Origin of the sequence: Burkholderia anthina (assembly GCF_001547525.1) — a bacterium.
Taxonomy (GTDB): Bacteria; Pseudomonadota; Gammaproteobacteria; order Burkholderiales; family Burkholderiaceae; genus Burkholderia; species Burkholderia semiarida.
In genome coordinates this window covers 2,694,422-2,718,559 of the sequence record NZ_CM003768.1, presented here as the reverse complement: position 1 = coordinate 2,718,559, position 24,138 = coordinate 2,694,422, and the positions used below count along the sequence as shown (strand labels likewise).

At 67.7% G+C, this 24,138-nt stretch carries 22 protein-coding genes; 13 read left to right on the top strand and 9 right to left on the bottom strand.

The genetic code is table 11. The annotated features are described in order from the left end of the window. The first annotated feature begins 413 nt into the window (after nt 1-413). The 11 genes from WS64_RS35225 (at nt 414) to WS64_RS12355 (ending at nt 13,334) form a co-directional block, all read left to right on the top strand. A complete protein-coding gene (locus WS64_RS35225) occupies nt 414-596 on the top strand; it encodes a hypothetical protein (protein WP_059576381.1) in 183 nt (60 codons plus the stop codon). Nucleotides 597-916: 320 nt separating this feature from the next. Next, nucleotides 917-1,702: a gamma-glutamyl-gamma-aminobutyrate hydrolase family protein gene (locus WS64_RS12400; protein ID WP_060966558.1), complete on the top strand. Its 786-nt coding sequence runs from the start codon at nt 917-919 to the stop codon at nt 1,700-1,702. Nucleotides 1,703-1,730: 28 nt separating this feature from the next. Beyond that, entirely contained in the window at nt 1,731-3,068 is a 1,338-nt protein-coding gene (locus WS64_RS12395; RefSeq protein WP_059576368.1) for a glutamine synthetase family protein, read from the top strand. A 34-nt stretch (nt 3,069-3,102) separates the two neighbouring features. Then, nucleotides 3,103-4,545, top strand: a complete 1,443-nt coding sequence (locus WS64_RS12390) for an aspartate aminotransferase family protein (protein ID WP_060966557.1) — start codon at nt 3,103-3,105, stop codon at nt 4,543-4,545. A gap of 62 nt (nt 4,546-4,607) precedes the next feature. Beyond that, entirely contained in the window at nt 4,608-5,723 is a 1,116-nt protein-coding gene (locus tag WS64_RS12385; RefSeq protein WP_059583859.1) for a polyamine ABC transporter substrate-binding protein, read from the top strand. A 188-nt stretch (nt 5,724-5,911) separates the two neighbouring features. After that, a complete protein-coding gene (locus WS64_RS12380; protein WP_012329376.1) occupies nt 5,912-7,066 on the top strand; it encodes an ABC transporter ATP-binding protein in 1,155 nt (384 codons plus the stop codon). 10 nt (nt 7,067-7,076) lie between these two features. Then, nucleotides 7,077-8,063 (top strand): ABC transporter permease subunit, encoded by a 987-nt coding sequence (locus WS64_RS12375; protein ID WP_060966556.1) that lies wholly within the window; start codon nt 7,077-7,079, stop codon nt 8,061-8,063. Next, on the top strand, nt 8,060-8,899 hold the full coding sequence (locus tag WS64_RS12370; protein ID WP_059583866.1) for an ABC transporter permease subunit: 840 nt from the start codon (nt 8,060-8,062) through the stop codon (nt 8,897-8,899). The genes WS64_RS12375 and WS64_RS12370 overlap by 4 nt, the downstream gene beginning before the upstream one ends. 115 nt (nt 8,900-9,014) lie before the next feature. After that, nucleotides 9,015-10,604, top strand: a complete 1,590-nt coding sequence (locus WS64_RS12365; RefSeq protein WP_060966555.1) for a DUF3138 family protein — start codon at nt 9,015-9,017, stop codon at nt 10,602-10,604. A gap of 98 nt (nt 10,605-10,702) precedes the next feature. Next, nucleotides 10,703-12,007 carry an NAD(P)/FAD-dependent oxidoreductase gene (locus WS64_RS12360; RefSeq protein WP_060966554.1) on the top strand — a complete coding sequence of 435 codons (1,305 nt, stop codon included), beginning with the start codon at nt 10,703-10,705 and terminating at the stop codon, nt 12,005-12,007. Between the two features lie 25 nt (nt 12,008-12,032). Beyond that, a complete protein-coding gene (locus tag WS64_RS12355) occupies nt 12,033-13,334 on the top strand; it encodes an NAD(P)/FAD-dependent oxidoreductase (protein WP_060966553.1) in 1,302 nt (433 codons plus the stop codon). Between the two features lie 149 nt (nt 13,335-13,483). Here the strand turns inward: WS64_RS12355 and WS64_RS12350 are convergent, their stop codons facing one another. The 9 genes from WS64_RS12350 to WS64_RS12310 form a co-directional block, all read right to left on the bottom strand. After that, nucleotides 13,484-14,149, bottom strand: coding sequence for a DUF799 domain-containing protein (locus tag WS64_RS12350; RefSeq protein WP_059583871.1), 666 nt, complete (start codon nt 14,147-14,149; stop codon nt 13,484-13,486). 14 nt (nt 14,150-14,163) lie between these two features. Next, nucleotides 14,164-14,607 carry a DUF4810 domain-containing protein gene (locus WS64_RS12345; RefSeq protein WP_059583873.1) on the bottom strand — a complete coding sequence of 148 codons (444 nt, stop codon included), beginning with the start codon at nt 14,605-14,607 and terminating at the stop codon, nt 14,164-14,166. An 80-nt stretch (nt 14,608-14,687) separates the two neighbouring features. Continuing rightward, nucleotides 14,688-15,359, bottom strand: coding sequence for a CsgG/HfaB family protein (locus tag WS64_RS12340; protein WP_208606855.1), 672 nt, complete (start codon nt 15,357-15,359; stop codon nt 14,688-14,690). 478 nt (nt 15,360-15,837) lie between these two features. Continuing rightward, the gene (gor, locus tag WS64_RS12335) at nt 15,838-17,193 is read right to left on the bottom strand and encodes a glutathione-disulfide reductase (protein ID WP_059583875.1); all 1,356 of its coding nucleotides are present in this window, start codon (nt 17,191-17,193) and stop codon (nt 15,838-15,840) included. Nucleotides 17,194-17,415: 222 nt separating this feature from the next. After that, nucleotides 17,416-17,640: a hypothetical protein gene (locus WS64_RS12330; protein WP_060966962.1), complete on the bottom strand. Its 225-nt coding sequence runs from the start codon at nt 17,638-17,640 to the stop codon at nt 17,416-17,418. Between the two features lie 373 nt (nt 17,641-18,013). Then, a complete protein-coding gene (locus tag WS64_RS12325; RefSeq protein ID WP_059642415.1) occupies nt 18,014-19,135 on the bottom strand; it encodes a porin in 1,122 nt (373 codons plus the stop codon). Nucleotides 19,136-19,642: 507 nt separating this feature from the next. Then, nucleotides 19,643-20,389 (bottom strand): YoaK family protein, encoded by a 747-nt coding sequence (locus tag WS64_RS12320; protein ID WP_059642417.1) that lies wholly within the window; start codon nt 20,387-20,389, stop codon nt 19,643-19,645. A 191-nt stretch (nt 20,390-20,580) separates the two neighbouring features. Then, entirely contained in the window at nt 20,581-21,108 is a 528-nt protein-coding gene (locus WS64_RS12315) for a chromate transporter (protein ID WP_059583880.1), read from the bottom strand. Continuing rightward, the gene (locus WS64_RS12310) at nt 21,105-21,773 is read right to left on the bottom strand and encodes a chromate transporter (protein WP_060966551.1); all 669 of its coding nucleotides are present in this window, start codon (nt 21,771-21,773) and stop codon (nt 21,105-21,107) included. Before WS64_RS12310 ends, WS64_RS12315 begins: the two co-directional genes overlap by 4 nt. Nucleotides 21,774-21,869: 96 nt before the next feature. On the opposite strand from WS64_RS12310, the gene WS64_RS12305 reads away from it, so the two are divergent. Continuing rightward, nucleotides 21,870-22,754: a transcriptional regulator GcvA gene (locus WS64_RS12305; protein ID WP_059583884.1), complete on the top strand. Its 885-nt coding sequence runs from the start codon at nt 21,870-21,872 to the stop codon at nt 22,752-22,754. A gap of 846 nt (nt 22,755-23,600) precedes the next feature. After that, nucleotides 23,601-24,107: a Csu type fimbrial protein gene (locus WS64_RS12300; protein WP_059583886.1), complete on the top strand. Its 507-nt coding sequence runs from the start codon at nt 23,601-23,603 to the stop codon at nt 24,105-24,107. Nucleotides 24,108-24,138 lie beyond the last annotated feature (31 nt).

Sequence of the window (24,138 nt, the reverse complement as noted above, 5' to 3'; positions counted from 1 at the left end):
AAGTGCGATGACAAAGTGAAACGACGCATGGGACAGCCGTTGAATATTCTAATCACTTTATGACGCACATCAGCGGGGAAAACCCTGAAAGGCGTTCGAAATAATGGACGGCGCGCCGACTATTCCCTTTACGAATCTTTTATTCATACTGCTCGGGAAAGCCCTGATGCAGGACCATTAAAAAACATTTGACGCCGTTATTGGCTCGTATATGCTGGCTCTCAGGTCAGCGTCAAAGCGGCATCGCAATGCAGCAATCGATGCCCGTCAATGTTGAATGACGCACGGCCGGCGCCTCGATTATTTTAAACGCCCCGCGCGTCGAAACGATCAGGTGTTCAATACTTTCAACAAACCAGTCGAGTGTAATCGTGAGAGTCCGTGGCCCTCTGGTGAGGTGGGATCGAGGCGATGTGCGAAGTTTGCGCAGCGCCGGTCCCGCTTCCGACGGCAGTTGCGGCTGGCATAGTCCTCGCCTGCTTCACCTGTCGATCTACACCATCCTGTCCCGTCGTTCCGTTCGGCGCCACAACGCCGTTTCCGCACGCGCATTCGTCGCCGTCGATACCGACGAAGTGGCGTCGCTGCTGCCGTAGCGCCTCTCCTTTCTTTACGCCGTTCGTTTCGTCCGCCGATTCGCCAACCGCATCGTCCATGCGGTGACGGAACGCGTGCGCGCATGCGTTGCCGCGTCGCGTATCGCGTATCGCGTATCGCGTATCGCGTATCTCGCGTATCGCAATGAAACGAACGACGGCCTGACCGTCGCGCGCAGCGCGGATCGCCACGCCATCCCGTTGCGCCCATTCACCAGCGGCCGTGCGCCTCGCGCCCGGCTGCGGGGTCGTGTCGCGCCCGCGTTTTGCCGCGTTCGGCTCGATGCACGTCACGTCCCTACGGATTACTGATTGACGTCATGGAAAGGAAACCTCTCGTCGGCATCACCGCCGACCTCACCCAGATCGGCGCCCACGCGTCGCATACGGTCGGCGACAAGTACGTCGCCGCGATCGTCGACGGCGCGCAGGCGCTCGCGATGGTGCTGCCGGCCCTCGGCGAGCGCCAGTCGACCGACGACGTGCTCGACGCGGTCGACGGGCTGCTGTTTACCGGCAGCTACTCGAACGTCGAGCCGCATCTGTATGGCGGCGAACCGAGTGCGCCGGGAACGAAGCACGACCCGGCGCGCGACGCGACGACGCTGCCGCTGCTGCGTGCGGCCATCGTCGCGGGCGTGCCCGTGCTCGCCGTATGCCGCGGCTTCCAGGAGCTGAACGTCGTCTTCGGCGGCACGCTGCACCAGCACGTGCACGACGTGCCCGGCCTCGCCGATCACCGCGAGGACGACGACGCGCCGCTGGACACGCAATACGGCCCCGCGCACGTCGTGCGCCTGACGCCCGGCGGCAAGCTGCATGCGCTCGCCGGCGGCCGCGACGAAGTGCACGTGAACTCGCTGCACAAGCAGGGTATCGCGCGGCTCGGCGCGGGCCTCGCGATCGAGGCCGTCGCGCCGGACGGCCTGATCGAGGCCGTGAGCGTCGCCGACGCGCCGGCATTCGCGCTCGCCGTGCAGTGGCATCCGGAATGGCGGCACGCGCAGAACCCGCTGTCGAGCGCGATCTTCCGCGCGTTCGGCGATGCCTGCCGCGCCCGCCGCGCCGCCCGTGCGCGGGCCATGGCCGCCGCCGCGCTCGCCTGAGCGCGCCCACCAGACAACGAGAACAGACATGCAAGACATTGAAGGCTTTCTGAAGCAGCACCGGATCACCGAGATCGAAGCGATCATTCCCGACATGGCCGGCATCGCGCGCGGCAAGATCACGCCGCGCAACAAGTTCACGTCCGGCGAATCGATGCGCCTGCCGCAGGCCGTGATGGTGCAGACCGTCACCGGCGACTATCCGGAAGACGGATCGCTCACCGGCGTGACCGACCCCGACATGGTGTGCGTGCCCGACACGTCGACGATCCGCCTGATCCCGTGGGCCGTCGACCCGACCGCGCAGGTGATCCACGACTGCGTGCATTTCGACGGCTCGCCGGTCGAGATCTCGCCGCGCTACGTACTGCGCCGCGTGCTCGACCTGTACAAGGCGAAGGGCTGGAAGCCCGTCGTCGCACCCGAGCTGGAGTTCTACCTGGTCGACATGAACAAGGACCCGGACCTGCCGCTGCGCCCGCCGGTCGGCCGCACGGGACGCCCGGAAACGGGCCGCCAGTCGTATTCGATCGAGGCCGTCAACGAGTTCGACCCGCTGTTCGAGGACATCTACGAGTACTGCGAAGCACAGAACCTCGACATCGACACGCTGATCCACGAAGTCGGCGCCGCGCAGATGGAGATCAACTTCATGCACGGCGACGCGCTGTCGCTCGCCGACCAGGTGTTCCTGTTCAAGCGCACCGTGCGCGAGGCCGCGCTGCGTCACAACATGTACGCGACGTTCATGGCCAAGCCGATGGAAGATGAACCGGGCTCGGCGATGCACGTGCACCAGAGCATCGTCGACGAGGAAACGGGCCAGAACCTGTTCACGTCGCAGGAGACGGGCGGCGCGACGTCGATGTTCTACAACTACCTCGCGGGGCTGCAGAAGTACACGCCGGCGCTGATGCCGATCTTCGCGCCGTACATCAACTCGTATCGCCGCCTGTCGCGCTTCATGGCCGCGCCGATCAACGTGCAGTGGGGCTACGACAACCGCACGGTGGGGTTCCGTATTCCGCATTCGGGCCCGGCCGCGCGCCGCATCGAAAACCGCATCCCGGGCGTGGACTGCAACCCGTACCTCGCGCTCGCCGCGACGCTCGCGGCCGGCTACCTCGGCATGACGCAGCGCCTGGAGCCGACCGAGCCGCTGGTGAGCGACGGCTACAGCCTGCCGTACCAGTTGCCGCGCAACCTCGAGGAAGGGCTGACGCTGATGGCCGCGTGCGAGCCGCTTGGCGAGATCCTCGGGCCCAAGTTCCTGAAGGCGTATTTCGCGCTGAAGGAAACCGAATACGAAGCGTTCTTCCGCGTGATCAGCTCGTGGGAACGCCGCCATCTGCTGCTGCACGTGTAAGCGTGCCAACCGCATACGGAATCACGGAGGAAACATGACTTACCGCAACGAATCTGCCTGGATCCAGCCGGCCGCGCCGAGCGCCACGGCCGCCGCGCCGCGCGCGACGCAGGCGCGCTCGACCGCCGAATATCGCGCGCTCGACGCCGCGCACCACATCCACCCGTTCTCGGACATGGGCGCGCTCAATCGCGCCGGCAGCCGCGTGATCGTGAAGGCCGACGGCGTCTACCTGTGGGATTCGGACGGCAACAAGATCATCGACGGGATGGCCGGCCTGTGGTGCGTGAACGTCGGCTACGGCCGCAAGGAGCTCGCCGATGCCGCGTATCGGCAGATCCAGGAACTGCCGTTCTACAACACGTTCTTCAAGACCACGCACCCGCCGGTGATCGAGCTTTCCGCGATGCTCGCGGAAGTGACACCGGCCGGCTTCAACCACTTCTTCTACTGCAACAGCGGCTCGGAAGGCAACGACACCGTGCTGCGCCTCGTGCACCAGTACTGGCGCGTGCAGGGCAAGCCGCAGAAGAAATACGTGATCTCGCGCAGGAACGGCTATCACGGCTCGACGATCGCGGGCGGCACGCTCGGCGGGATGGGCTACATGCACGAGCAGATGCCGTCGAAGGTCGAGCACATCGTGCATATCGACCAGCCGTATTTCTTCGGCGAAGCGCAGCCGGGCGAGACGCCCGAAGCGTTCGGCCTCGCGCGCGCGCGGCAGCTCGAGGCGAAGATTCTCGAACTCGGCGCGGAGAACGTCGCGGCGTTCATCGGCGAGCCGTTCCAGGGCGCGGGCGGCGTGATCTTCCCGCCGTCGACGTACTGGCCGGAAATCCAGCGGATCTGCCGCAAGTACGACATCCTGCTGGTGGCCGACGAGGTGATCGGCGGGTTCGGGCGCACCGGCGAATGGTTCGCGCATCAGCACTTCGGCTTCGAGCCGGACCTGATCACGATGGCGAAGGGCCTGACGTCGGGCTACGTACCGATGGGCGCGGTGGGCATACACGAGCGCGTCGCGCGCCCGATCATCGACAACGGCGAATTCAACCACGGCCTCACGTATTCGGGCCACCCGGTGGCGGCGGCCGTCGCGGTCGCGAACCTGAAGCTGCTGCGCGACGAAGGGATCGTCGAGCGCGTGAAGTCCGACACGGGTCCCTACTTCCAGGCGCTGATGCGCGAAACCTTCGCGCGTCATCCGATCGTCGGCGAAGTGCACGGCCACGGGATGGTCGCGAGCCTGCAACTGGCCGAAGCGCCGGCCGAACGCCGCCGCTTCGCGAACGGCGGCGACGTCGGCACGATCTGCCGCGACTTCTGCTTCAACGGCAACCTGATCATGCGCGCGACCGGCGACCGGATGCTGCTGTCGCCGCCGCTCGTGATCTCGCGCCAGGAAATCGACGAGCTCGTGTCGAAGGCGAAGAAGGCCGTCGACGCCACCGCCCAGCAACTGGGTATTTCGTAACGGTTTTGCCTACAGGCGTGCGGCGGGCGCCGCACGCCGCCATCATCCAGGGGAATTCCACCATGCGTGCCTGCTTACTTCGCCAAGCCTGTTCCATCGCGGCCCTTGCCGCAGTGGCCGCGTTCACGTCGGTCGCCAGCCCGTCGGCCCATGCCGAGGACCTGAACGTCTACAACTGGTCCGACTACATCGCGCCGGACACGATCCCGAACTTCCAGAAGCAGACGGGTATCCACGTCAAGTACGACAACTACGACAGCGACGACACGCTTCAGGCGAAGCTGCTGGCCGGCAGCTCCGGCTACGACATCGTCGTGCCGACGTCGAACTACATGGCCAAGCAGATCCAGGCCGGCGTGTACCAGAAGCTCGACAAGTCGAAGATCCCGAACCTCGCGAACCTCGACCCGCTGCTGATGAAGATGATCGCCGACGCCGACCCCGGCAACCAGTACGGCGTGCCCTGGGCGTATGGCACGGACGGCATCGGCTACAACGCGCAGGCGGTGAAGAAGGCGCTCGGCGACAAGGCGCCGGTCGACAGCTGGGCGCTGGTGTTCGACCCGGCCAACATGGAAAAGCTGAAGAGCTGCGGCGTGTCGTTCCTCGACCAGGCCGTGGACGTGTTCGCCGCCACGCTGCAGTACATGGGCAAGGATCCGAACAGCAAGAACCCGGCCGATTACCAGGCTGCGTTCGAGGTCCTGAAGAAAGTCCGCCCGTACATCACCCAGTTCAATTCGTCCGGCTATATCAACGACCTCGCGAACAACGACGTGTGCGTCGTGCTCGGCTGGTCGGGCGACGTCGGCATCGCGCACCGCCGCTCGGCCGAGGCAAAGCGCTCGTACGACATCAAGTTCGCGAACCCGAAGGAAGGCGGCCTGCTGTGGTTCGACGTGATGGTGGTCCCGAAGGATGCGCCGCACCCGGAAGCCGCGATGAAGTGGATCAACTACATTTCCGACCCGAAGGTCAACGCGGCGATCACCAACACGGTGTTCTACCCGACCGCGAACAAGGCCGCGCACCCGTTCGTCACGCCGGCCGTCGCGCAGGACCCGACCGTCTACCCGCCCGAAGACGTGCTGAAGAAGATGGTGCTGATGAAGCCGATGCCGGCCGACATCCTGCGCCTCGAGAACCGTCTGTGGGCGCAGTTGAAGACGGGCCACTGACCGCCATGCATCGCGGCGGCGCAGGCATCGCGGTACGCCTGCCCGCCTGAGATCCGCGGACCTCCGTCCGCCCGCGCGCCACGCGCGCGCTGTTCCATCCGGCACGAGCCGTTGCTCGCGAGTCGCGTTGCGCGCCTCGCGCGGGGACGCTCACGCCTGCAATCCGTGAAGAACGAATGGTGACTCCCATGCAATCGATACCCTCTTCCGCTGCCGCACGCCAGACCCAACCGGCCGCCGCGCCCCGTACGCAGAACGATGCATTCGTGCGCATCGAAAACGTCGTGAAGAAATTCGGCGACAGCACGGCCGTCGACAACGTGAACCTGACGATCGCGAAGAACGAGCTGTTCGCGCTGCTCGGCAGCTCGGGCTGCGGCAAGTCCACGCTGCTGCGCATGCTCGCCGGGCTGGAAACGGCCACCTCCGGCAAGATCTTCGTCGACGGCGAGGATCTCGCGTCGCTGCCGCCGTACCGCCGCCCGGTCAACATGATGTTCCAGTCGTACGCGCTGTTCCCGCACATGACGGTCGAGTCGAACGTCGCGTTCGGCCTGAAGCAGGAAGGCACGCCGAAGAACGAGATCAGGGAGCGCGTGGCCGATGCGCTCGCGCTCGTGCAGATGAGCAAGTACGCGAAGCGCAAGCCGCATCAGCTGTCGGGCGGCCAGCAGCAGCGCGTCGCGCTCGCGCGTTCGCTGGTCAAGCGCCCGAAGCTGCTGCTGCTCGACGAGCCGATGTCCGCGCTCGACAAGAAGATCCGCCAGAAGACCCAGCTCGAACTCGTGAACATCATCGAAAAGGTCGACGTGACCTGCGTGATGGTCACGCACGATCAGGAAGAAGCGATGACGATGGCGAGCCGCCTCGCGGTGATGAGCGAAGGCAAGATCGTGCAGATCGGCTCGCCCGGCGAGGTCTACGAATACCCGAACAGCCGCTTCTCGGCCGAATTCATCGGCTCGACGAACCTGTTCGAAGGGCGCGTGGTCGAGGACGAGCCCGATCACATCTTCGTCGAGAGCGACGACCTCGAAACCCGCATGTACGTGAGCCACGGCGTGACCGGCCCGCTCGGGATGCCGGTCGGCATCTCGGTGCGTCCGGAGCGCATCCACGTGTCGCGCGAGAAGCCGGGCTCGAAGCACAACTGGGCGCGCGGCGTCGTCACCGACATCGCGTACATGGGCAGCTATTCGCTGTATCACGTGCGCCTGCCGAGCGGCAAGACGGTGGTGTCGAACCTGTCGAGTTCGCACCTGATGAACGACGGCGCGCCGGCGTGGAACGACGACGTGTTCGTGTCGTGGTCGCCGGCCAGCGGCGTCGTGCTGACGCAGTGAGGACGCCACGATGAGAACCTCCGCTTCCTCGCCTTCCGCGCCGGTGTCGACCGGCGCCGCGCGCACCGGCGCGGGCCGCGCCCGCCCGGGCCGCTTCACCGCGCTGTCGCGCTTGCTGCCGTCGGGCCGCACCGTCGCGATCGGCGTGCCGTTCCTGTGGCTGGCCGTGTTCTTCGCGCTGCCGTTCGTGCTGGTGCTGAAGATCAGCTTCGCCGACCAGGTGATGGGCATCCCGCCGTACACGTCGCTCGTCGAGGTCAAGGACGGCGTCGTGCACTTCGCGCTGCAACTGTCGCACTACGCGTTCCTGCTGCAGGACGACCTGTACATCGCGACCTACCTCAGCTCGCTGAAGATGGCCGCCGTGTCGACGGTGCTGTGCCTGCTGATCGGTTACCCGATGGCGTACTACATCGCGCGCTCGGAGCCGAACCGCCGCAACGTGCTGATGATGGCCGTGATGCTGCCGTTCTGGACGTCGTTCCTGATCCGCGTGTACGCATGGATCGGCATCCTGAAGGACGACGGCCTGCTGAACCACACGCTGATCGCGCTCGGCATCATCCACACGCCGCTGCGGCTCTACCACACCGATGCGGGCGTCTACATCGGGATGGTCTATTCGTACCTGCCGTTCATGGTGATGCCGCTCTACGCGCACCTCGTGAAGATGGACCTGACGCTGCTCGAGGCCGCGTACGACCTCGGTGCGAAGCCGTGGGTCGCGTTCACGCGCATCACGCTGCCGCTGTCGAAGAACGGGATCATCGCCGGCAGCCTGCTGGTGTTCATCCCGGCGGTGGGCGAGTACGTGATCCCGGAGCTGCTCGGCGGCGCCGACACGCTGATGATCGGCCGCGTGATGTGGGATGAATTCTTCAACAACATGGACTGGCCGATGGCGTCCGCGGTGACGGTCGCGATGGTGCTGCTGTTGCTGGTGCCGATGGCGCTGTTCCAGTACTACCAGGTCAAGGAACTGGGAGACGCGAAATGATCAAGCCGAACAAACCGCTGTCGACGGGCGTGCTCGCCTTCGGCTTCCTGTTCCTGTACATCCCGATCATCAGCCTCGTCGTGTACTCGTTCAACGAATCGAAGCTGGTGACGGTGTGGTCGGGCTTCTCGCTGAAATGGTACGCGGCGCTGCTGGACGACGACGAACTGCTCAACTCCGCATGGCTGTCGCTGAAGATCGGTCTCCTGACAGCCACCGCGTCGGTCGTGATCGGCACGTGGGCGGGCTTCGTGCTCGCGCGCTTCGGCCGTTTCAAGGGCTTCACGCTGTACACGGGGATGATCAACGCGCCGCTGGTGATTCCGGAGGTGATCCAGGGGATCTCGCTGCTGTTGCTGTTCGTCGCGCTCGAGCAGATGTTCGGCTGGCCGAAGGGGCGCGGGATGGTGACGATCTGGATCGGCCACGTGATGTTGTGCGTGTCGTACGTGGCGATCATCGTGCAGTCGCGCGTGAAGGAGATGAACAAGTCGCTCGAGGAGGCCGCGCTGGATCTCGGCGCGACGCCGCTGAAGGTGTTCTTCGTGGTGACGCTGCCGCTGATCTCGCAAGCGCTGCTGTCGGGGTGGCTGCTGTCGTTCACGCTGTCGATCGACGATCTGGTGCTGTCGGCGTTCCTGTCCGGGCCCGGCTCGACGACGCTGCCGCTGGTGGTGTTCTCGCGCGTGCGGCTGGGCTTGAACCCCGAGATGAATGCGCTGGCGACGCTGTTCATCACGGCCGTGACGATCGGCGTGATCGTCGTGAACCGGATGATGATCGCGCGCGAGCGGCGCCGGATGGCCGACTTGAAGGCGGCGTTCGCGGCGGCCTGACGGCCCGCCGCCCGCGTCGACGACAACAAGCACTGCAGACAAGCAACACGCGCTGCCCCAGGGGGGCGCGCGATTCGATCCCGATTTGACAGGCGCACGACTAGGAGAATCCGCAATGAAGAAGAAACTGATCTGCCTGCTGGTGGCCGGCGCGTTGCCGGGCGTCGCGCTGGCCGGTTCGACATCCGCCGAAATCAAGGCGCTGCAGGCGCAGGTCGCGGCGCTGCAGAAACAGATGAAGGCGATGCAGGCGCAGCTCGCCGCGAAGCCGGGCGGCGCGGCGGCCGTCGCGGCGTCCGGCGCGAGCGGCGGCATGGCCGGCGGCGGCAGCGCCGTCGCGGTCGCGGCCGATCCGGGCTCGCCGGATTACGGCCGCGCGCGCGCCATGCTGACCAACGACGAGGTCAGCGAAATGAAGCAGCAGATCGCGAACCAGCAGTTGAAGGTCGACTCGCTGACCGACGCGGCCAACACCGGCCCGCTCGCCGGCCTGTCGGTCACCGGCTACATCGATCCGACCTACGTCTACAACCGCGCGGCCGGCACGTCGTCGTTCCTGTTCGCGAACCACGAGAACGCGTACAACTATTTCAACAGCACGTTCGGCGATCTCTACCTCGACATCAAGAAGACGTTCGGCGTCGGCCCGATGGCGCCGTCGGCCGAGATCACGCTGATGCCGAACCGCGGCAACGGCATCACGCTGCTGCAGAACTCGCGCGGCTCGATCACCGACAACCTGCTGAACACGGCGGTCGTCAACGTGCCGATCACCGCGTCGACCACGCTGGTGGCCGGCCTGATCCCGAGCTTCGGCGGCTACGAGCTGCAGCAGTCGAACCAGATGCTCACGCTCACGCACAACCTGCTGTACGATTTCTCCGATCCGGGCAGCTACGTCGGTGTCGGCGCGAACTACACGAAGGGCGCCTGGGCGTGGAAGTTCTTCCTCGGCAACGAGCAGTACCGCACGTACGGTTCGGTCACGCAGACGGGCACCAACGCGCTCGGCGATCCGATCACCACCAGCAACAAGGTGCCGACCTTCACCGCGCGCGCGGACTACACGTGGTCGAGCGCGCTCGACATCGGCGGCTCGTTCAACATCGGGCGGCAGACGCTGGCGAGCGCGATCGACGATCAGGGCAACGTCCACTACGGCCCCGGCGGCGCGGCGCCGAGCGGCTACGGTTCGTTCTTCTTCGGCGAACTCGACGCGACCTACACGCTCGCCGACGTTCAGTACAACGCCGAAGTCGACTACGGCCGGCAGCAGCATGCGGCGTTCAACGGCGGGCTCGCGCAGTGGTACGGGCTGTCGCTGCTCGCGCACCGCAAGTTCAACGCGCCGGTGGTCGGCCGCATGGGCGTGACGCTGCGCTACGACCTGCTCGCGAACTCGAAGAACGGCGGCGGCGGCGGCGGTATCGCGCTGAACGGCAACGGGATGGACCCGAGCAACGGCTTCGGCGTCGACGCGGACTGCCTCGCGATGTCGAAGGCCGGCGGCGGCCTGGGCTTCGAGTGCAAGGGCGCGGTGCGCCAGGACGTCGCGCTCGACCTGCTGTTCTATCCGACCCAGCAGATCACCGTGAAGGTCGAATACCGGCATGACTGGGCGAACAACAAGGTGTTCCTGCGCAACGACGGGTCGTACGGCAAGTCCAACGACCTGCTCGCGACGCAGTTCATCTATTCGTTCTGACGCGGCACGCGCGGGGCGCCGTGGCGCACGCACGGCGTCCCGCGCCGTTTTTTGGGTGGCCGCGCGCAGCGCGCGGCCTTGTCGAGGGAGTCGGTTTCATGACGCAGTCTTTCACCCGCCGCGCCGATGCGCTTGCGCGCGACTCGTACTACGAAGCAACCGCCGCGCGGCCCGCGGCGGACGATCCGACGCTCGAAGCGGCGATCGACGTCGACGTGTGCGTGATCGGCGCCGGCTTCGCGGGCCTGTCGACGGCGCTCGACTGCCGCGCGCGCGGGCTGTCCGTCGCCGTGATCGATGCGCACCGGCCCGGCTGGGGCGCATCGGGCCGCAACGGCGGCCAGGCGATCACGGGCTTCGCGAAAGACGAAGCGATCGAGCGGCAGCTCGGCGCCGACGGCGCGCGCGCCGCGTGGTCGCTGTCGCTCGACGGCGTCGCGCTGATCGCCGAGCGCATCGCGCGCTACGGAATCGACTGCGACTTCACGCGCGGCTACCTGACGGTCGCGACGAAGCCGCGCCGCATCGACGACCTGCGTGCGTGGATGAACGCCGCGACGTCGCGCTGGGGCCATCCGTCGCTCGCGTGGCTCGACACCGGCGAGATCCGGGCGCGCATTGCGTCGACGCGCTATCTGGCCGGCGTGCACGATCCGCTGTCGGGCCATCTGCATCCGCTCAAGTACTGCCTCGGCCTCGCCGATGCCGCGCGCCGCGAAGGCGTCGCGCTGCATGCGCATACGCCCGCGCTCGACGTCGTGCGAGGCGCGCGGCCCGTCGTGCGCACGCCGTCGGGCGAGGTGCGCTGCCGCTTCGTCGTGTCGTGCTGCAACGCGGGCCCCGGCGGCGTGCTGCCGGCCGCGACCGCCGCGCGCATCGCGCCGATCGCGTCATACATCATCGCGACCGAGCCGCTCGGCCGCGCGCGCGCCGACGCACTGATCGCCCGACGCGAAGCCGTGTGCGACAACAATTTCTTCCTCGACTACTTCCGGCTGTCGGCCGACCACCGGATGCTGTTCGGCGGCCGCGCGAATTCGGCCGGCGCGTCGCCCGCCGCGCTCACCGAAGCGATCCGGCAGCGCATGGTCGGCGTGTTCCCGCAGCTCGGCGACGTGCGCGTCGAGCACGCGTGGGGCGGCTTCGTCGACGTCACGCGCAACCGCGCGCCGGATTTCGGCGCGATCGATCCGAACTTTTTCTACGTCCAGGGCTTCAGCGGGCACGGCGTCGCGCTCACCGGCATCGCCGGGCGCGCGGTCGCGGGCGCGATCGCGGGCGACACGCGCGCGTTCGACCTGTTCGCGCGCCTGCGTCATCGGCGCTTTCCCGGCGGCGACGCATGGCGGCAGCCCGCGCTCGAGCTCGGCATGCTGTACCACCGCGTCCGCGAGCTGTTCTGAGCCCTTTCACTCCGCGCTTCCTATCATGCAGACATTCGCCAACCAGCCGCACGTCGCGTCGTACTACGCGGCGACCGCCAACGATACGACCCGCCACGCGCCGCTCGCCGGCACGACCGACGCCGACGTGTGCGTGATCGGCGCGGGCCTCACGGGCCTGTCCGCCGCGCTCAACCTCGCCGAGCGCGGCCATTCGGTGACCGTGCTCGAAGCGTCGCGGGTCGGATGGGCGGCGAGCGGCCGCAACGGCGGCCAGTTGATCGGCGGCTTCGCGTGCGACATCGACACGTTCGCGCGATTCATGCCGGAAGGCGACGTGAAGCGCATCTGGGACATGGGGCTCGAAACGCTGTCGCTCGTGAAGTCGCGCATCGCGCGGCACGGCATCGACTGCGCGCTGATGCCCGGCTATCTGACCGCGGCCAACACCGAGCGCGACGCCGATGCGCTGAAGCGGTGGCGCGACGAAGCCGCGAAGCGCTTCGGCTACGACCGCTTCCACTTCGTCGAAGCCGACGCGCTCGGCGATTACGTGCAATCCGAACGCTATCGCGGCGGCCTGTACGATCCGGACAGCGGCCACCTCCATCCGCTGAACTACACGCTAGGCCTCGCGCGGGCGGCAACCGAAGCCGGCGTGCGCATTCACGAGGACAGCTGCGTGACGCGTGTGCGCGACGTGTCCGGCGGCCACGTCGCCGAGACGAGCGGCGGCAACGTGCGTGCGCGCTTCGTCGTGCTCGCGTGCAATACGTACGTCGGCACGCTCGCGCCCGCGCTGGCGAGGAAGATCATGCCGGTCGGCACCTACGTGATCGCGACCGAGCCGCTCGGCCAGGCGCGCGCCGACGCGCTGATGCCAGCGCGCGCGGCGATCTGCGACAGCCGCTTCGTGCTCGACTATTTCCGGCCGGCGCCGGACACGCGGCTCGTGTGGGGCGGCAAAGTCAGCTATTCGACGCGCGAGCCGCGCGATCTCGCCGCGGCGATGCGCGCGGACATGCTGAAGACGTTCCCGCAGCTCGCGGACGTGAAGGTCGATTATGCGTGGGGCGGCTTCGTCGACATCACGATGAACCGTGCGCCGCATTTCGGCCGCATCACGCCGACGACGTACTTCGCGCAGGGATTTTCAGGGCACGGCGTGAACACGACCGCGCTTGCGGGCAAGCTGATCGCCGAAGCGATCGACGGACAGGCGAGCCGCTTCGACCTGTTCGACAAGATCCGGCATCGCGACTTCCCCGGCGGCGAGGCGCTGCGCACGCCGGCACTGGTGCTCGCGATGAGCTGGTACCGGCTGCTGGATGCGTTCGGCGTGCATTGAGCGTGATTGCGCGGCACTGGATTGCGATACGGCCGTGAGCGCGAAAACGCGGCAAGCACACACCGCGCGCGCACATGGTGCAGCCGTTCGGCCGGATTGCATGCAGGCGGCACGACGGGCGCATGAAGCGCCCGCGCGCCCTGCGCCGCTCAGTCCGTGCCGTACTTCGGCGAATGCGGACCGTACAGCAGCCCGTTCGGCGGACCGGCCGACAGCAGTCGCGTGCTGGTGTACGCCGCAACGTCGTGGCTCTGGTCCATCAGCGTGTTCGCGATCTGCTTGACCGCGGCCACCACGAGCATGCCGATCAGGCTGCCGCCGCCGTTGTTGTTGCCTTCGTCGCTGCTCGCGCTCGCGCGGCCCTGCCACAGCACGTCGCCGGTACGCAGGTCGACGAGCTTCGCCGATGCCGACACGACCGTCGCGCTCGCGAGAACCCGGTAGACGGTGCCGTACTGCGACACCTTCGAATACAGCGCGGCGTCCGCGCCGAAGATCTCGCGCAGCTTCGCGGGCGATGTCTCCTGGATCTCGGCCGGGTTGGTCAGGCCGTTCTGCTTGAACGTCTCGTCCATCACGGCGACGGGCACGACGTAATAGCCCGACTCGGCGAGCGGCAGCGTCATCTGCGACAGCAGCCCGTAGGTCGCGCCCACGTCGGACGTCTCGTTGAGCGGCGGCAGCACGAGGATCGAGCGCGGCTGGCTCTTCTTGAACGCCGTGTAGTCGGGCCGTTTCACCGGTTGCGCGCACGCGCTCAGCAGCGCGACGAGCGACAGCACGGATAGCAGCTTGAATGAGAGTGTCTTGAACATGGCGGGTGCGTCGCTCACTGTTTGGCGGTGGTCGGATCGGCGTTCTTCTGGCCGGCGACCGTCTGGTCGACCGCCTTCTGGCCGGCCGCCTTCGGGTCAGCGGCCTTCGGCGCACCGGTTTTCTTCTTCAGCAGGAAATCCATGTAGGTCGCGGACTCCGGAAACAGCTGTTTCTCGGCCTGCAGTTCCTGTTCGGCCTGCTGCTCGCTGCCGATGCTCGCGTACAGCATCCCCAGATGCGCATGGAAGCCCGGCGGCGGCGTATGGCCCTTGCCGCGAATCTCCTGCAGCGCTTTTTCGAGCGCGTCGATCTGCTCCTGCGGCGACTTCTGCCCCTTGAAGTATTCGTACACCTGCGGCTGATAGCCGGTCCACTGATAGAGCGGCGGCGTGGAGCTCGCGCAGCCGGCGAGCAGCAAGGCGGCGGCCGTCGCCGGCAGCCAGTTACCCCGTTTCATGGTCTTTTCTCTTGTGATGTCGTGTTGAATCGGTCGAGCGCGGCGCCGGCCCCGGCGCCCGCTGCGGCGGGTTGCGACGCTTACTGCGCGACCTTCAATGCGCCGGCGTCGACCTGCTCCGCCAGATGGTTCACGGCTTCCTGGATCGCGAGATCCAGCACCTTGCCGTTGAGCGTCGAGTCGTAGCCGGCCGTGCCGCCGAAGCCGATCACCTCGCGGTTCGACAGGCTGAACTCGCCCGCGCCCTGGCTCGATGCGACGACTTCCGACGTGGTCGTGTCGACGATGTTCAGGTTGACCTTCGCGTACGCGACCTGCGTCTTGCCGCGGCCGAGAATGCCGAACAGCTGATGATCGCCGACGTCCTTGCGGCCGAACTCGGTCACGTCGCCGGTGACGACGTAGTTCGCGCCCTTCACGGCCTGCGCCTTCTTCATGAAGCCCGCTTCCTGCTTGATCTCGTCGAGGTTCTCGCGATCGAGCACGTTGAAGCGGCGGCTCTGCTGCAGGCGGGTGACGAGGATCGTCTTCGCCTGTCCGCCGAGGCGGTCGATGCCATCGGAGAAGATGCCGCGCATGTAGCTCGAACGGTTGTCGAACTTGCCGACGGCGATCGCGACGGGCTTGCCCGCGTACGGCTTCTGCGCGCTGCCGACGGCCGGCACGTCGAGCGTGCGCGACGATTCGGTCGCGCAGCCGGACAGCGCCGCGACGACCGCGGCCGCCACGAGGACGGTGCGTCGTGTCTGAATGTTCACTGCTGGTCTCCTTGCGTGGAAAGATGGCCCGGAACGGGCATGCCGGCTCACAGGCTGACTGAAGAGCCGGCGGTTGATGCGGTGATCGAAACGGCCTGGGCGTGCTTCGGCGCGCGCGACTTCATCGCCCGGACGGCGACGGAGAGGGCGGCATGCGAAGAGAAAATGCGCGCAACGGATCGGTCGCGGCAAGATGCGAACGCGCGGCGCATGAATCGGCGCTCCCACGTGCGCCCGCTACGCGATGATTCTGGTTACTGCGCTGTTGTTCGCGCATGATCGGCCCCGTATATGATTTTTGTCGATCATACCAAGCCTGATTATTGAGACGGTATTTCTTGAGAAGAATGGACGTGCTTTCCGAATCGTCGGCCAGCGCGTGATATACGACGCGCCGACCGAGCATGGGTGCAACGCGCACGGCAGCCCCGCGAGCCGGCGCGCCCGGTGCGTCCCAGGGTGTGTTCACGCCCTAGTCGGCCACCTTCTGCCGCATCGTCACGAATTCCTCGGCCGCGGTCGGATGAATGCCGATCGTGTCGTCGAACTGCGCCTTCGTCGCGCCCGCGCGAATCGCGATCGCGATGCCCTGGATGATCTCGCCCGCATCGCGGCCGACCATGTGCGCGCCGACCACGCGCTGGCTGTCGCGCGCGACGACGAGCTTCATCAGCGTGCGCTCGTCGCGGCCCGACAGCGTGTGACGCAGCGCCTTGAACGACGTGCGGTAGATATCGACGTCGCCGTGCGCGTGACGTGCATCGGCCTCGGTCAGGCCGACCGTCGCGACCTCCGGCTGGCTGAACACGGCCGACGGCACGTATGCGTGGTCGACCGCCACGCGCGAGCCGCCGAACAGCGTGCGCGCGAGCAAGCCGGCGTCGCGCGTCGCGACCGGCGTGAGCTGCGGCCGCGACGTGACGTCGCCGATCGCGTGGACCGACGGCACCGACGTCGCCGAATACGCATCGACGGCGATCGCGCCGCGCGCATCGAGCAGGATGCCCGCCTGCTCGAGCCCGATCCCGTCGACGTTCGGCACGCGCCCCGTCGCATAGAGCACCTGATCGTACGGCCCGTGCCGCGCGTCGCCGACGCGCACGAACAGCGTGCCGTCGCTCGCGCGCTCGATCGATTCGATCACCGCGCGCGGGTGAATCGTGACGCCCTGCTTCGTCATCTCGTCGGTCAGGAACTGGCGCACGTCGTCGTCGAAGCCGCGGAGGATTTTTTCGCCGCGATAGAACACGTCGACGTGACTGCCGAAACCGTTGAAGATGCCCGCGAACTCGACCGCGATATAGCCGCCGCCGACCACCGCGATGCGCTTGGGGCACGTCGCGAGCGACAGCGCCTCGCGCGACGTGATCGCGTGTTCGATGCCGGGCCGCGGCGGCAGCACCGGACGCGAGCCGGTCGCGATCGCGATGTGGCGCGCACGGATCGTGCGCGCGCCGACCGCGACCGTGTGCGCATCGACGAGCGTCGCGCGGCCGGCGTGCATGTCGACGCCGGATTGCCGCAGCAGGCTGATGTAGATGTCGCTCAAGCGGTTGATCTCGCGATCCTTCGCGGCGATCAGCGCGCGCCAGTCGAGCGTGCCGGCGCCGAAAGTCCAGCCGAAGCCCTTCGCATCGTCGACTTCGTGCGGGTAGTGCGACGCGTACACGAGCAGCTTCTTCGGGATGCAGCCGCGCAGCACGCAGGTGCCGCCGATCTGCTCTTCTTCCGCTATGCCGACGCGTGCGCCGTATGACGCGGACATGCGCGCGAGCCTCACGCCGCCCGAGCCGGCGCCGATGACGAACAGGTCGTAGTCGAAATCCATCGCATTCCCTCATCGCAGTTCGGATGGGGGCACGATAGCAAGATTCGGCGATTCGTGCGGCGCATGGCGCGCGCCCGATAAAAAACGGCGAGAGACGACGCCTCTCGCCGGTCAAACCGGCTGGCGGTTGTGCCATGCGCACCGATCGACCGCATGCCCGACCTGCCGGTTGCGCGGCGCCGGTCGGCCCGGGCGCGCCCGCGGCCGGACCGACCGCCATGCTCATGCCTGCGACGTGTCGCTGCCGTCCGTCGCCTGCGTATCGTCTGCCTGCCGCGGCTGCTCGTCCTTCTTCTCGAGCATGCCTTCGATCGCCTCGGCGCCCTTGAAGCCGGCGACGGCCGCGGCCGCCTTGGTCAGCAGGCCCGCATCCGGGTCCAGCTTTTCCACGCCTTCGACGGCGGCCACTGCGCCGGCGATTTCACCCACGACGTTCAGGATACCCATCGTCATCCCCTTTCAAGAAAATCGTGAGCGCATCGTCCCACGAAAGAAACCGGCGAACCGCGTTTGTCATCGCCGGATACACAAGTTACGCACCGGGCCGGCCGCGCTCGCGGAGCGCGATCGGAACGACGCACGCGCACGCCGGACGGCATGCCGCGCGCGATGCACGCAGCGTAGCGGAAAGCCCGCGCGCGGACTGTAAAAGTGTGTTCTGGATTGCCGACGGATCGCTTACGGCGCGGGACTGCCGCAATGGAGCGTTCGCCGAATAGTCGGGCGCGCGCATGAAGGTCGCGCGACGAAAAAAAGAGGCTCCGCGGAGCCTCTTCGATGCACGCCGGACGAAGCCGGCGCATGCGTTTTCCGACGTTCGTCAGAAGATATTGCGCAGGCCGATCGCGATGCCGGTCTGGTTGCTGCGGCCAGGCAGCTCGACGTTCGCCGCGCCGTTCGTCTTGTTGAAGTCGACGGTGCCGTAGATTTCGGTGCGCTTGCTCAGCGCGTACTCGGCGATGCCGACGATCGCGTAGCGGTTGCCGCTCGCGAGCGTGCCGTTCGTGGTCATCGCATTGCGCATGTGGTCGTAGTAGAACGCGCCCGTCAGCGTCAGCGGCGCGCTGACCTGCCAGCTCACGCCCGCGAACGGACCGTCGTCGATGCGGCCCGTGCCCTTCGCGACCGGGATCGACTGCTGCGCGAGCAGGCTGTCGACGAAGCCCGTGTCGTCCTTCGAGCGCAGGTAGCCCGCGTAGATCTTCGCCTTGCTGAACGCGTACACGACGTTCGCGTGGTAGATCGTCTGCTTGCGCGCCGAGTTGTCGCTGTTCTGCTGCGCGCCGGCCGCGATGCTGAGCGGGCCCATCACGTACGACAGCGACACGCCCCATGCATTGCCCTTGCCGAGCGAGCCCGGAATCTGGCCCGAGAAGCCGCCGGCGCCGGTCGATTCGTAGTTGGTGCCGGTCGAGTACATCGCCTTCGCGGTCAGGCCCGCGAACTTGCCCGTGTACTTGATCTGGTTGTCCGCATACAGGCCGCCGCCGAGGGCGACGGGCAGCCACGCGTTTTCGAGGTAGTTGCCGACGGTCAGGGGATCGTAGGTGTCCGCCAGCAGGTCGAACAGCGGCGTCTTCTGGCGGCCGAGGGTCACCGTGCCGTACGGGCTCTGCAGGCCGACGTACGCCGCGCGGTTGAACAGGCGGCCGCTGTCGGCGAATGCGCCGTTCTGCAGGTTCACGCCGCTCTCGAGGTTGAACACGGCCTTCAGGCCGCCGCCGAGGTCTTCCGTGCCGTAGATGCCGAAGCGGCTGTTCGTGATCGCGCCGTTGCTCATCGACAGCAGGCCGTCGTTCTTGGCGTTGGCGTTGGTCAGGTAACGAATGCTGGCGTCGGCGACGCCCCACAGCGTGACCGAGCTTTGTGCTGCTGCGTACTGGCTGGCGAAGGCCAGCGCCGCGCCCCCTGCGATAGCGGCGAGTCGGGTGGTCTGCTTCATGAGCGTTCCTTTTTTAGGTGTCTCCATTCGTGACCGGCCGCGTGCGCAGCCGGGTGGCGATCGCACACGTTCATGGCGCGCGCGATGTGGGCTGAATCATAAGACGAGTGCGAACGCTGAAAGAAATTGAAATACGCGGCAAGCGCGCGATTGTCGTCCGGGAGCAACGTTTCCTGCGCCGGGCCTGGCTCGCGCGGCGGCGGGACGGTGCGCGGCGGCGCCGGCGGGCGAGTACGGCGCTGCGAGGTGCGACGATGGTGCGGTGCGGTCACGCGGATTGCGGCGAAAGAGCCGGCGAAATCGTTGCGCTGGCTGCCGCTTGCTGTCCGCTGCTTGCCGATTGCCGCCCGCCGCCCGCCGCCCGCCGCCCGCCGCCCGCCGCCCGCCGCCCGCCGCCCGCCGCCCGCCGCCCGTCGCCCGTCGCCCGTCGCCCGTCGCCCGTCGCCCGTCGCCCGCAGCCCGCCGCCTGCGGCCTGCTGCCTGCTGCCTGTCGCACGCCGCTTGCCGTCAGGCCGTTTGCGTCGCCCCGTCGCTGCCGGTGCCCGCGTCGCCGTTACCGTCCTCGCTACCCGCACTGCCGTTCCCCGGGCGCCGCCACGCCCGCCGCACGATCTCCGCGAACGCGCCGACGAGCAGCAGCACGGCGCCCCACAGCGCGATGTCCGGCACGAGCCGCGTCACGAGGCCGCCGACCACCGCGCCGGCCAGGAAACAGAAACTGATCGTCGCGAGCAGCGCCGAGTCGTGCAATGCGCCGGCGTCGTAGCGCGGAATCAGCCCGACGAACAGCTTCTGCGCGGCACGCCGCAGGTTGCCGGTCGTCATCACCGACGTGTACGACAGTTCCTCGAGATGCGTGAACGACAGCGTCTGCAACGTCGCGACGAACGAGATGCCCGGAATCAGCCATGCGCTCGACGCGCCGACGAGGCCGCTCGCGGCGACGCCGAGAAACGCGATCTCGACGATCAGGCTCACGAACGCCGTCTGGCGCATCCAGCCGCGCCGCGCGGCGAGGCCGAACAGATGCGCGACGAATACCGCGAGCACGAAGCCGCCGAGCGGCGGCACGTGGTGCAGCGCGGCGGCCCATTCGCCGGCCGACAGGTTGATGCCGAGCAGCGCGACGTTGCCGGTCATCGTGTTCGCGAACACGTGGCCGTGGCCGACGTAGGTGTACGCGTCGAGATAGCCGCCGGACAGCGTCAGCAATGCGGCGACAGTGAGATTGCGGCTGGCGCCGTCGAGATCCATCGATCCTCCGTGGTGTGCGCGGCGGGCGGCGCGAATGTCGGTCGTGCCGGCAGGCGCGGCGCGCCGCCGGCACTGCGCGGCCGGGCTTCGCCGCCTGCCGTGCGCCAATATAACGTGCGCCACCGGGCGCCGCGTGTCGCACTAGCCGCTGAACCGTCGCGTGCAACGGCCGGCGACGTGCGACATGCCAGTCACTGCCCGATGCCCGTGAGCCCGATCAACGCGCCGCCCGCGAGCAGCCACAGCGGATGAATGCGCGTGCGCCACGCCAGCACCGCGCATGCGGCCGTGATGCCCCACTGGATCGCGGTGCGGTTCGACGCGTCGGAAATCAGCACCGCGCTTGCCGCGACGAGCCCGACCGTCACCGGCATCATCCCCTGCTGCACGTAGCGGCGCCACGGCCGGTCGCGAAAGCGCTCCCACGCATGCAGCGCGAGCACGGTGACGATCGACGACGGCCCGAACTTCGCGAGCGACGCGACCAGCAGCCCGGCCCAGCCGGCCACGTGCCAGCCGACCAGCGACACGATCATCATGTTCGGCCCCGGCGCCGCCTGGGCCAGCGCGAACAGCGCGGTGAACTCGTGCGCGCTCATCCAGTGATGCACGTCGACGACCTGCCGCTGCATCTCCGGCAGGATCGTGTTGCCGCCGCCGAACGCGAGCAGCGACAACTGGCTGAAGATCGTCGCGATGGCGATCAGCGTGTCGCTCATGGCCGGCGCTCCTGTTGCCCGTGGGGCGAATCGTGCGAATCGTGCGTGCCCCGCGCGGCAGTCGGCGCCGGCCGCGGCGTGCCGGCCGCGCGGCGGCGCGACGCGAGCCAGATGCTGACGGGCGTCAGCACCAGCATCGTGGTCAGGAGCGGCATGCGCAGCACCGCGATCGCCACGAACGCGAGCACCGCGATCGCGGCCGCCGCGCGCGGCGCCTGAAGCAGCGGCTTCGCGACTTTCACGGCCATCGCGACGAGCAGGCCGGCCGCCGCGGCCGCGAGCCCGGCGAACAGGTGCTGCACGCGCGGATCGTTCTGCGTCTTCGCGTACAGCACGCCGAGCGCGACGACGACGAGCGTCGGGCCGGCGATCAGCCCGAGAATGCCGGCGAACGCGCCGGCCACGCCGCGAAAGCGCATGCCGACGGCGACCGACAGGTTGATCACGTTGCCGCCCGGCAGGAACTGGCAGAGGCCGAGCAGATCGGTGAATTCGTCGGCGGAGAGCCACTTGCGCTCGTCGACGATCGTGCGCCGCGCGAACGGCAACGCGCCGCCGAACGACATCAGGCCGAGCGACAGGAAACCGGTGAACAGCTCGGCGAGACCGACGCTGCGGGGGGACGCGGCAGGCGGCGGCGAGGCCGGCGGGAAGGCGGATTGCATGGGGCTCCTCATCAAGCGGTGAACCGAGGTTACCGCCGTTCGGGATGCCGTCAAAACGATTTTATCGGCGCGCCCTTGTGATCTAGAATCACAAGCATGGCACGCGATCTCCCACCCTTTTCCGCGCTTCGGGCCTTTGAAGCAGCGGCACGACATGAAAGCTTCAGCGCCGCGGGCGACGAACTGCATGTGACCCACGGTGCCATCAGCCGGCAGATCGCCGGGTTCGAGGCATGGCTCGGCAAGCCGGTGTTCCATCGCCACGGCAAGCGCGTGAAGCTCACCGACGAAGGCCGCCGCTACCTGGACACCGTGCGCGCGGCGTTCGACAGCATCGCGCACGCGACCGAACAGTTGCGCAGCACCGGCGCGGCGCGCGTGCTGCGCATCAATGCGCTGCCGACCTTCGCGATGAAATGGCTGCTGCCGCGCCTGTCGCGGTTCCAGCGCGACGTGCCGAACGTCGAGCTGAAGCTGTCGACGTCGAACGCGCCGCTCGACACGCTGAACGGCTTCGACGTCGCGATCCGCCGCGGCCCCGGCCACTGGCCGAATTGCACGAGCGGCCACTTCCTCGACGAAAGCGTGATCCCGGTGTGCAGCCCCGCGCTGCTCAAGCGCGCGCCGATTACCCGCGCGGACGATCTCGCGCGGCACGTGCTGCTGCATTCGGATACGCGGCCGGAAGGCTGGCGCGACTGGTTCGCGGCGGCCGGCGTGACGATGAAGGGGCGCAAGCGGCAGTCGTTCGACCACTTCTACCTGGCGCTGCAGGCGGCCGTCGACGGGCTCGGCGTCGCGCTCGGCCCGTTGCCGCTGATCGACGACGAACTCGCGAGCGGGCGCCTCGTGATGCCGCTGCCCGGCCCGCGCATCGCGACGCGCAGCTACTGGTGGATCGCGCCCGGCGCGCCGGCCGACGATCCGCTCGTCGCGCAGTTCTGTGCGTGGCTCGCCGCGCAGTCGAATGTGAACGCATGATGCGCGGTGCCGCCGACACCTGACCGAAACGGCCGCGCGCACGTTGCACGAATGAAACCGATCGGCCTGCGGCGCGTGCGATTCCCCAGCGGAATCGCGGCCGCGTGCGCCGTGAGCCGCCCCCGTCATCCCGCCATCGCCCGCCCGCCGGGCCCGCCGCCGGCCAGCCCGCGCCGCTGCGTGTTGCACGACTGAAACATTTGCGCACGCACACCGTCGCCGACGGCCCCACGCAGTCCTCCGTGCCCCTGTTTGCGCGGCTCTGCGCGCGTTGGCCCGTTGCTTGCTGATGCAGCGGTGCAGACAACGACACTGCACGGGCCGGCGGCTCGATGCAGGCGACGAACAATCATCAAGCGGGTCGGGGAAATCATGTCGAATCTCATATCGGCCGTCACACGGCTGCTGTCCTGCATCACTGCTCCTGTCACGCATCCGCTGATGCCGGCGGCGCGGCTTCGCACCATCGCCGTCCGATGCGCGCACACGGCCCACACCGTTACCCGAAGTCACGACGCGCCGATCCGATAGGCGAATCCCGGGAATCCCTGGCCGCGCGCATGCGCGCCGCGCCGAGTCGTGCCGCTCGCCAGGGCGGCGCCGCCCGCGTGCCGACGCGCACGCGAGCGGCAACGGCCACGACTCGCGCGGTACGCGCCGCAGCAGCGGCCGGGCTGCCCGGCCGCGCGCCCGATTCCGCACGACGACACAAAGGAGGTGCCCGCCCAGCAAGCGACCCGATTCCGACACGACCAGAAGACGCATCGCGCGCTGACGATCGAGATCCCGTCCCGAACGGCTCGACGCACCGGCCGCACATTCCAGCTCTCAAGGGAGAACTGCATCATGAAGCACTCCGTACTGACCCACGCGGCGCTTGCCGCATCGCTCGCCTGCACGGCCCTCTCGGCATCGGCCGGACAGACCACCACGACGTTCGGCGTATCCGCCACCGTCAACGCAACGTGCCTGATCGACTCGGCCGGCGCGCTGACTTTCCCCGCCTACACACCGGGAACCGGCGATCAATCGGCGCAGTCCGCGATCACGGTCCGCTGCACGAACGGGACGAACTTCAACATCGGCCTGAATGCGGGCACGACGTCCGGCGCCACGGTCGCCAACCGCATCATGACGAGCGGCTCGAACCAGCTCAACTACTCGCTGTACCAGGATTCGAACCGCACGGTCGTGTGGGGCAACACGCCGCCGAGCGATACCGTCAACGGCACCGGCCAGGGGATGGCGATGGCGCAGGCGATCACCAAGACCGTGTACGGCAAGGTGCCGGACCAGCCCAATGCGGTGCCGGGCAGCTATGCGGACACGGTGACGGTCACCGTCACGTTTTAGTGCCGCGCGGAGGGCGTGCGGCAGCGCAGAT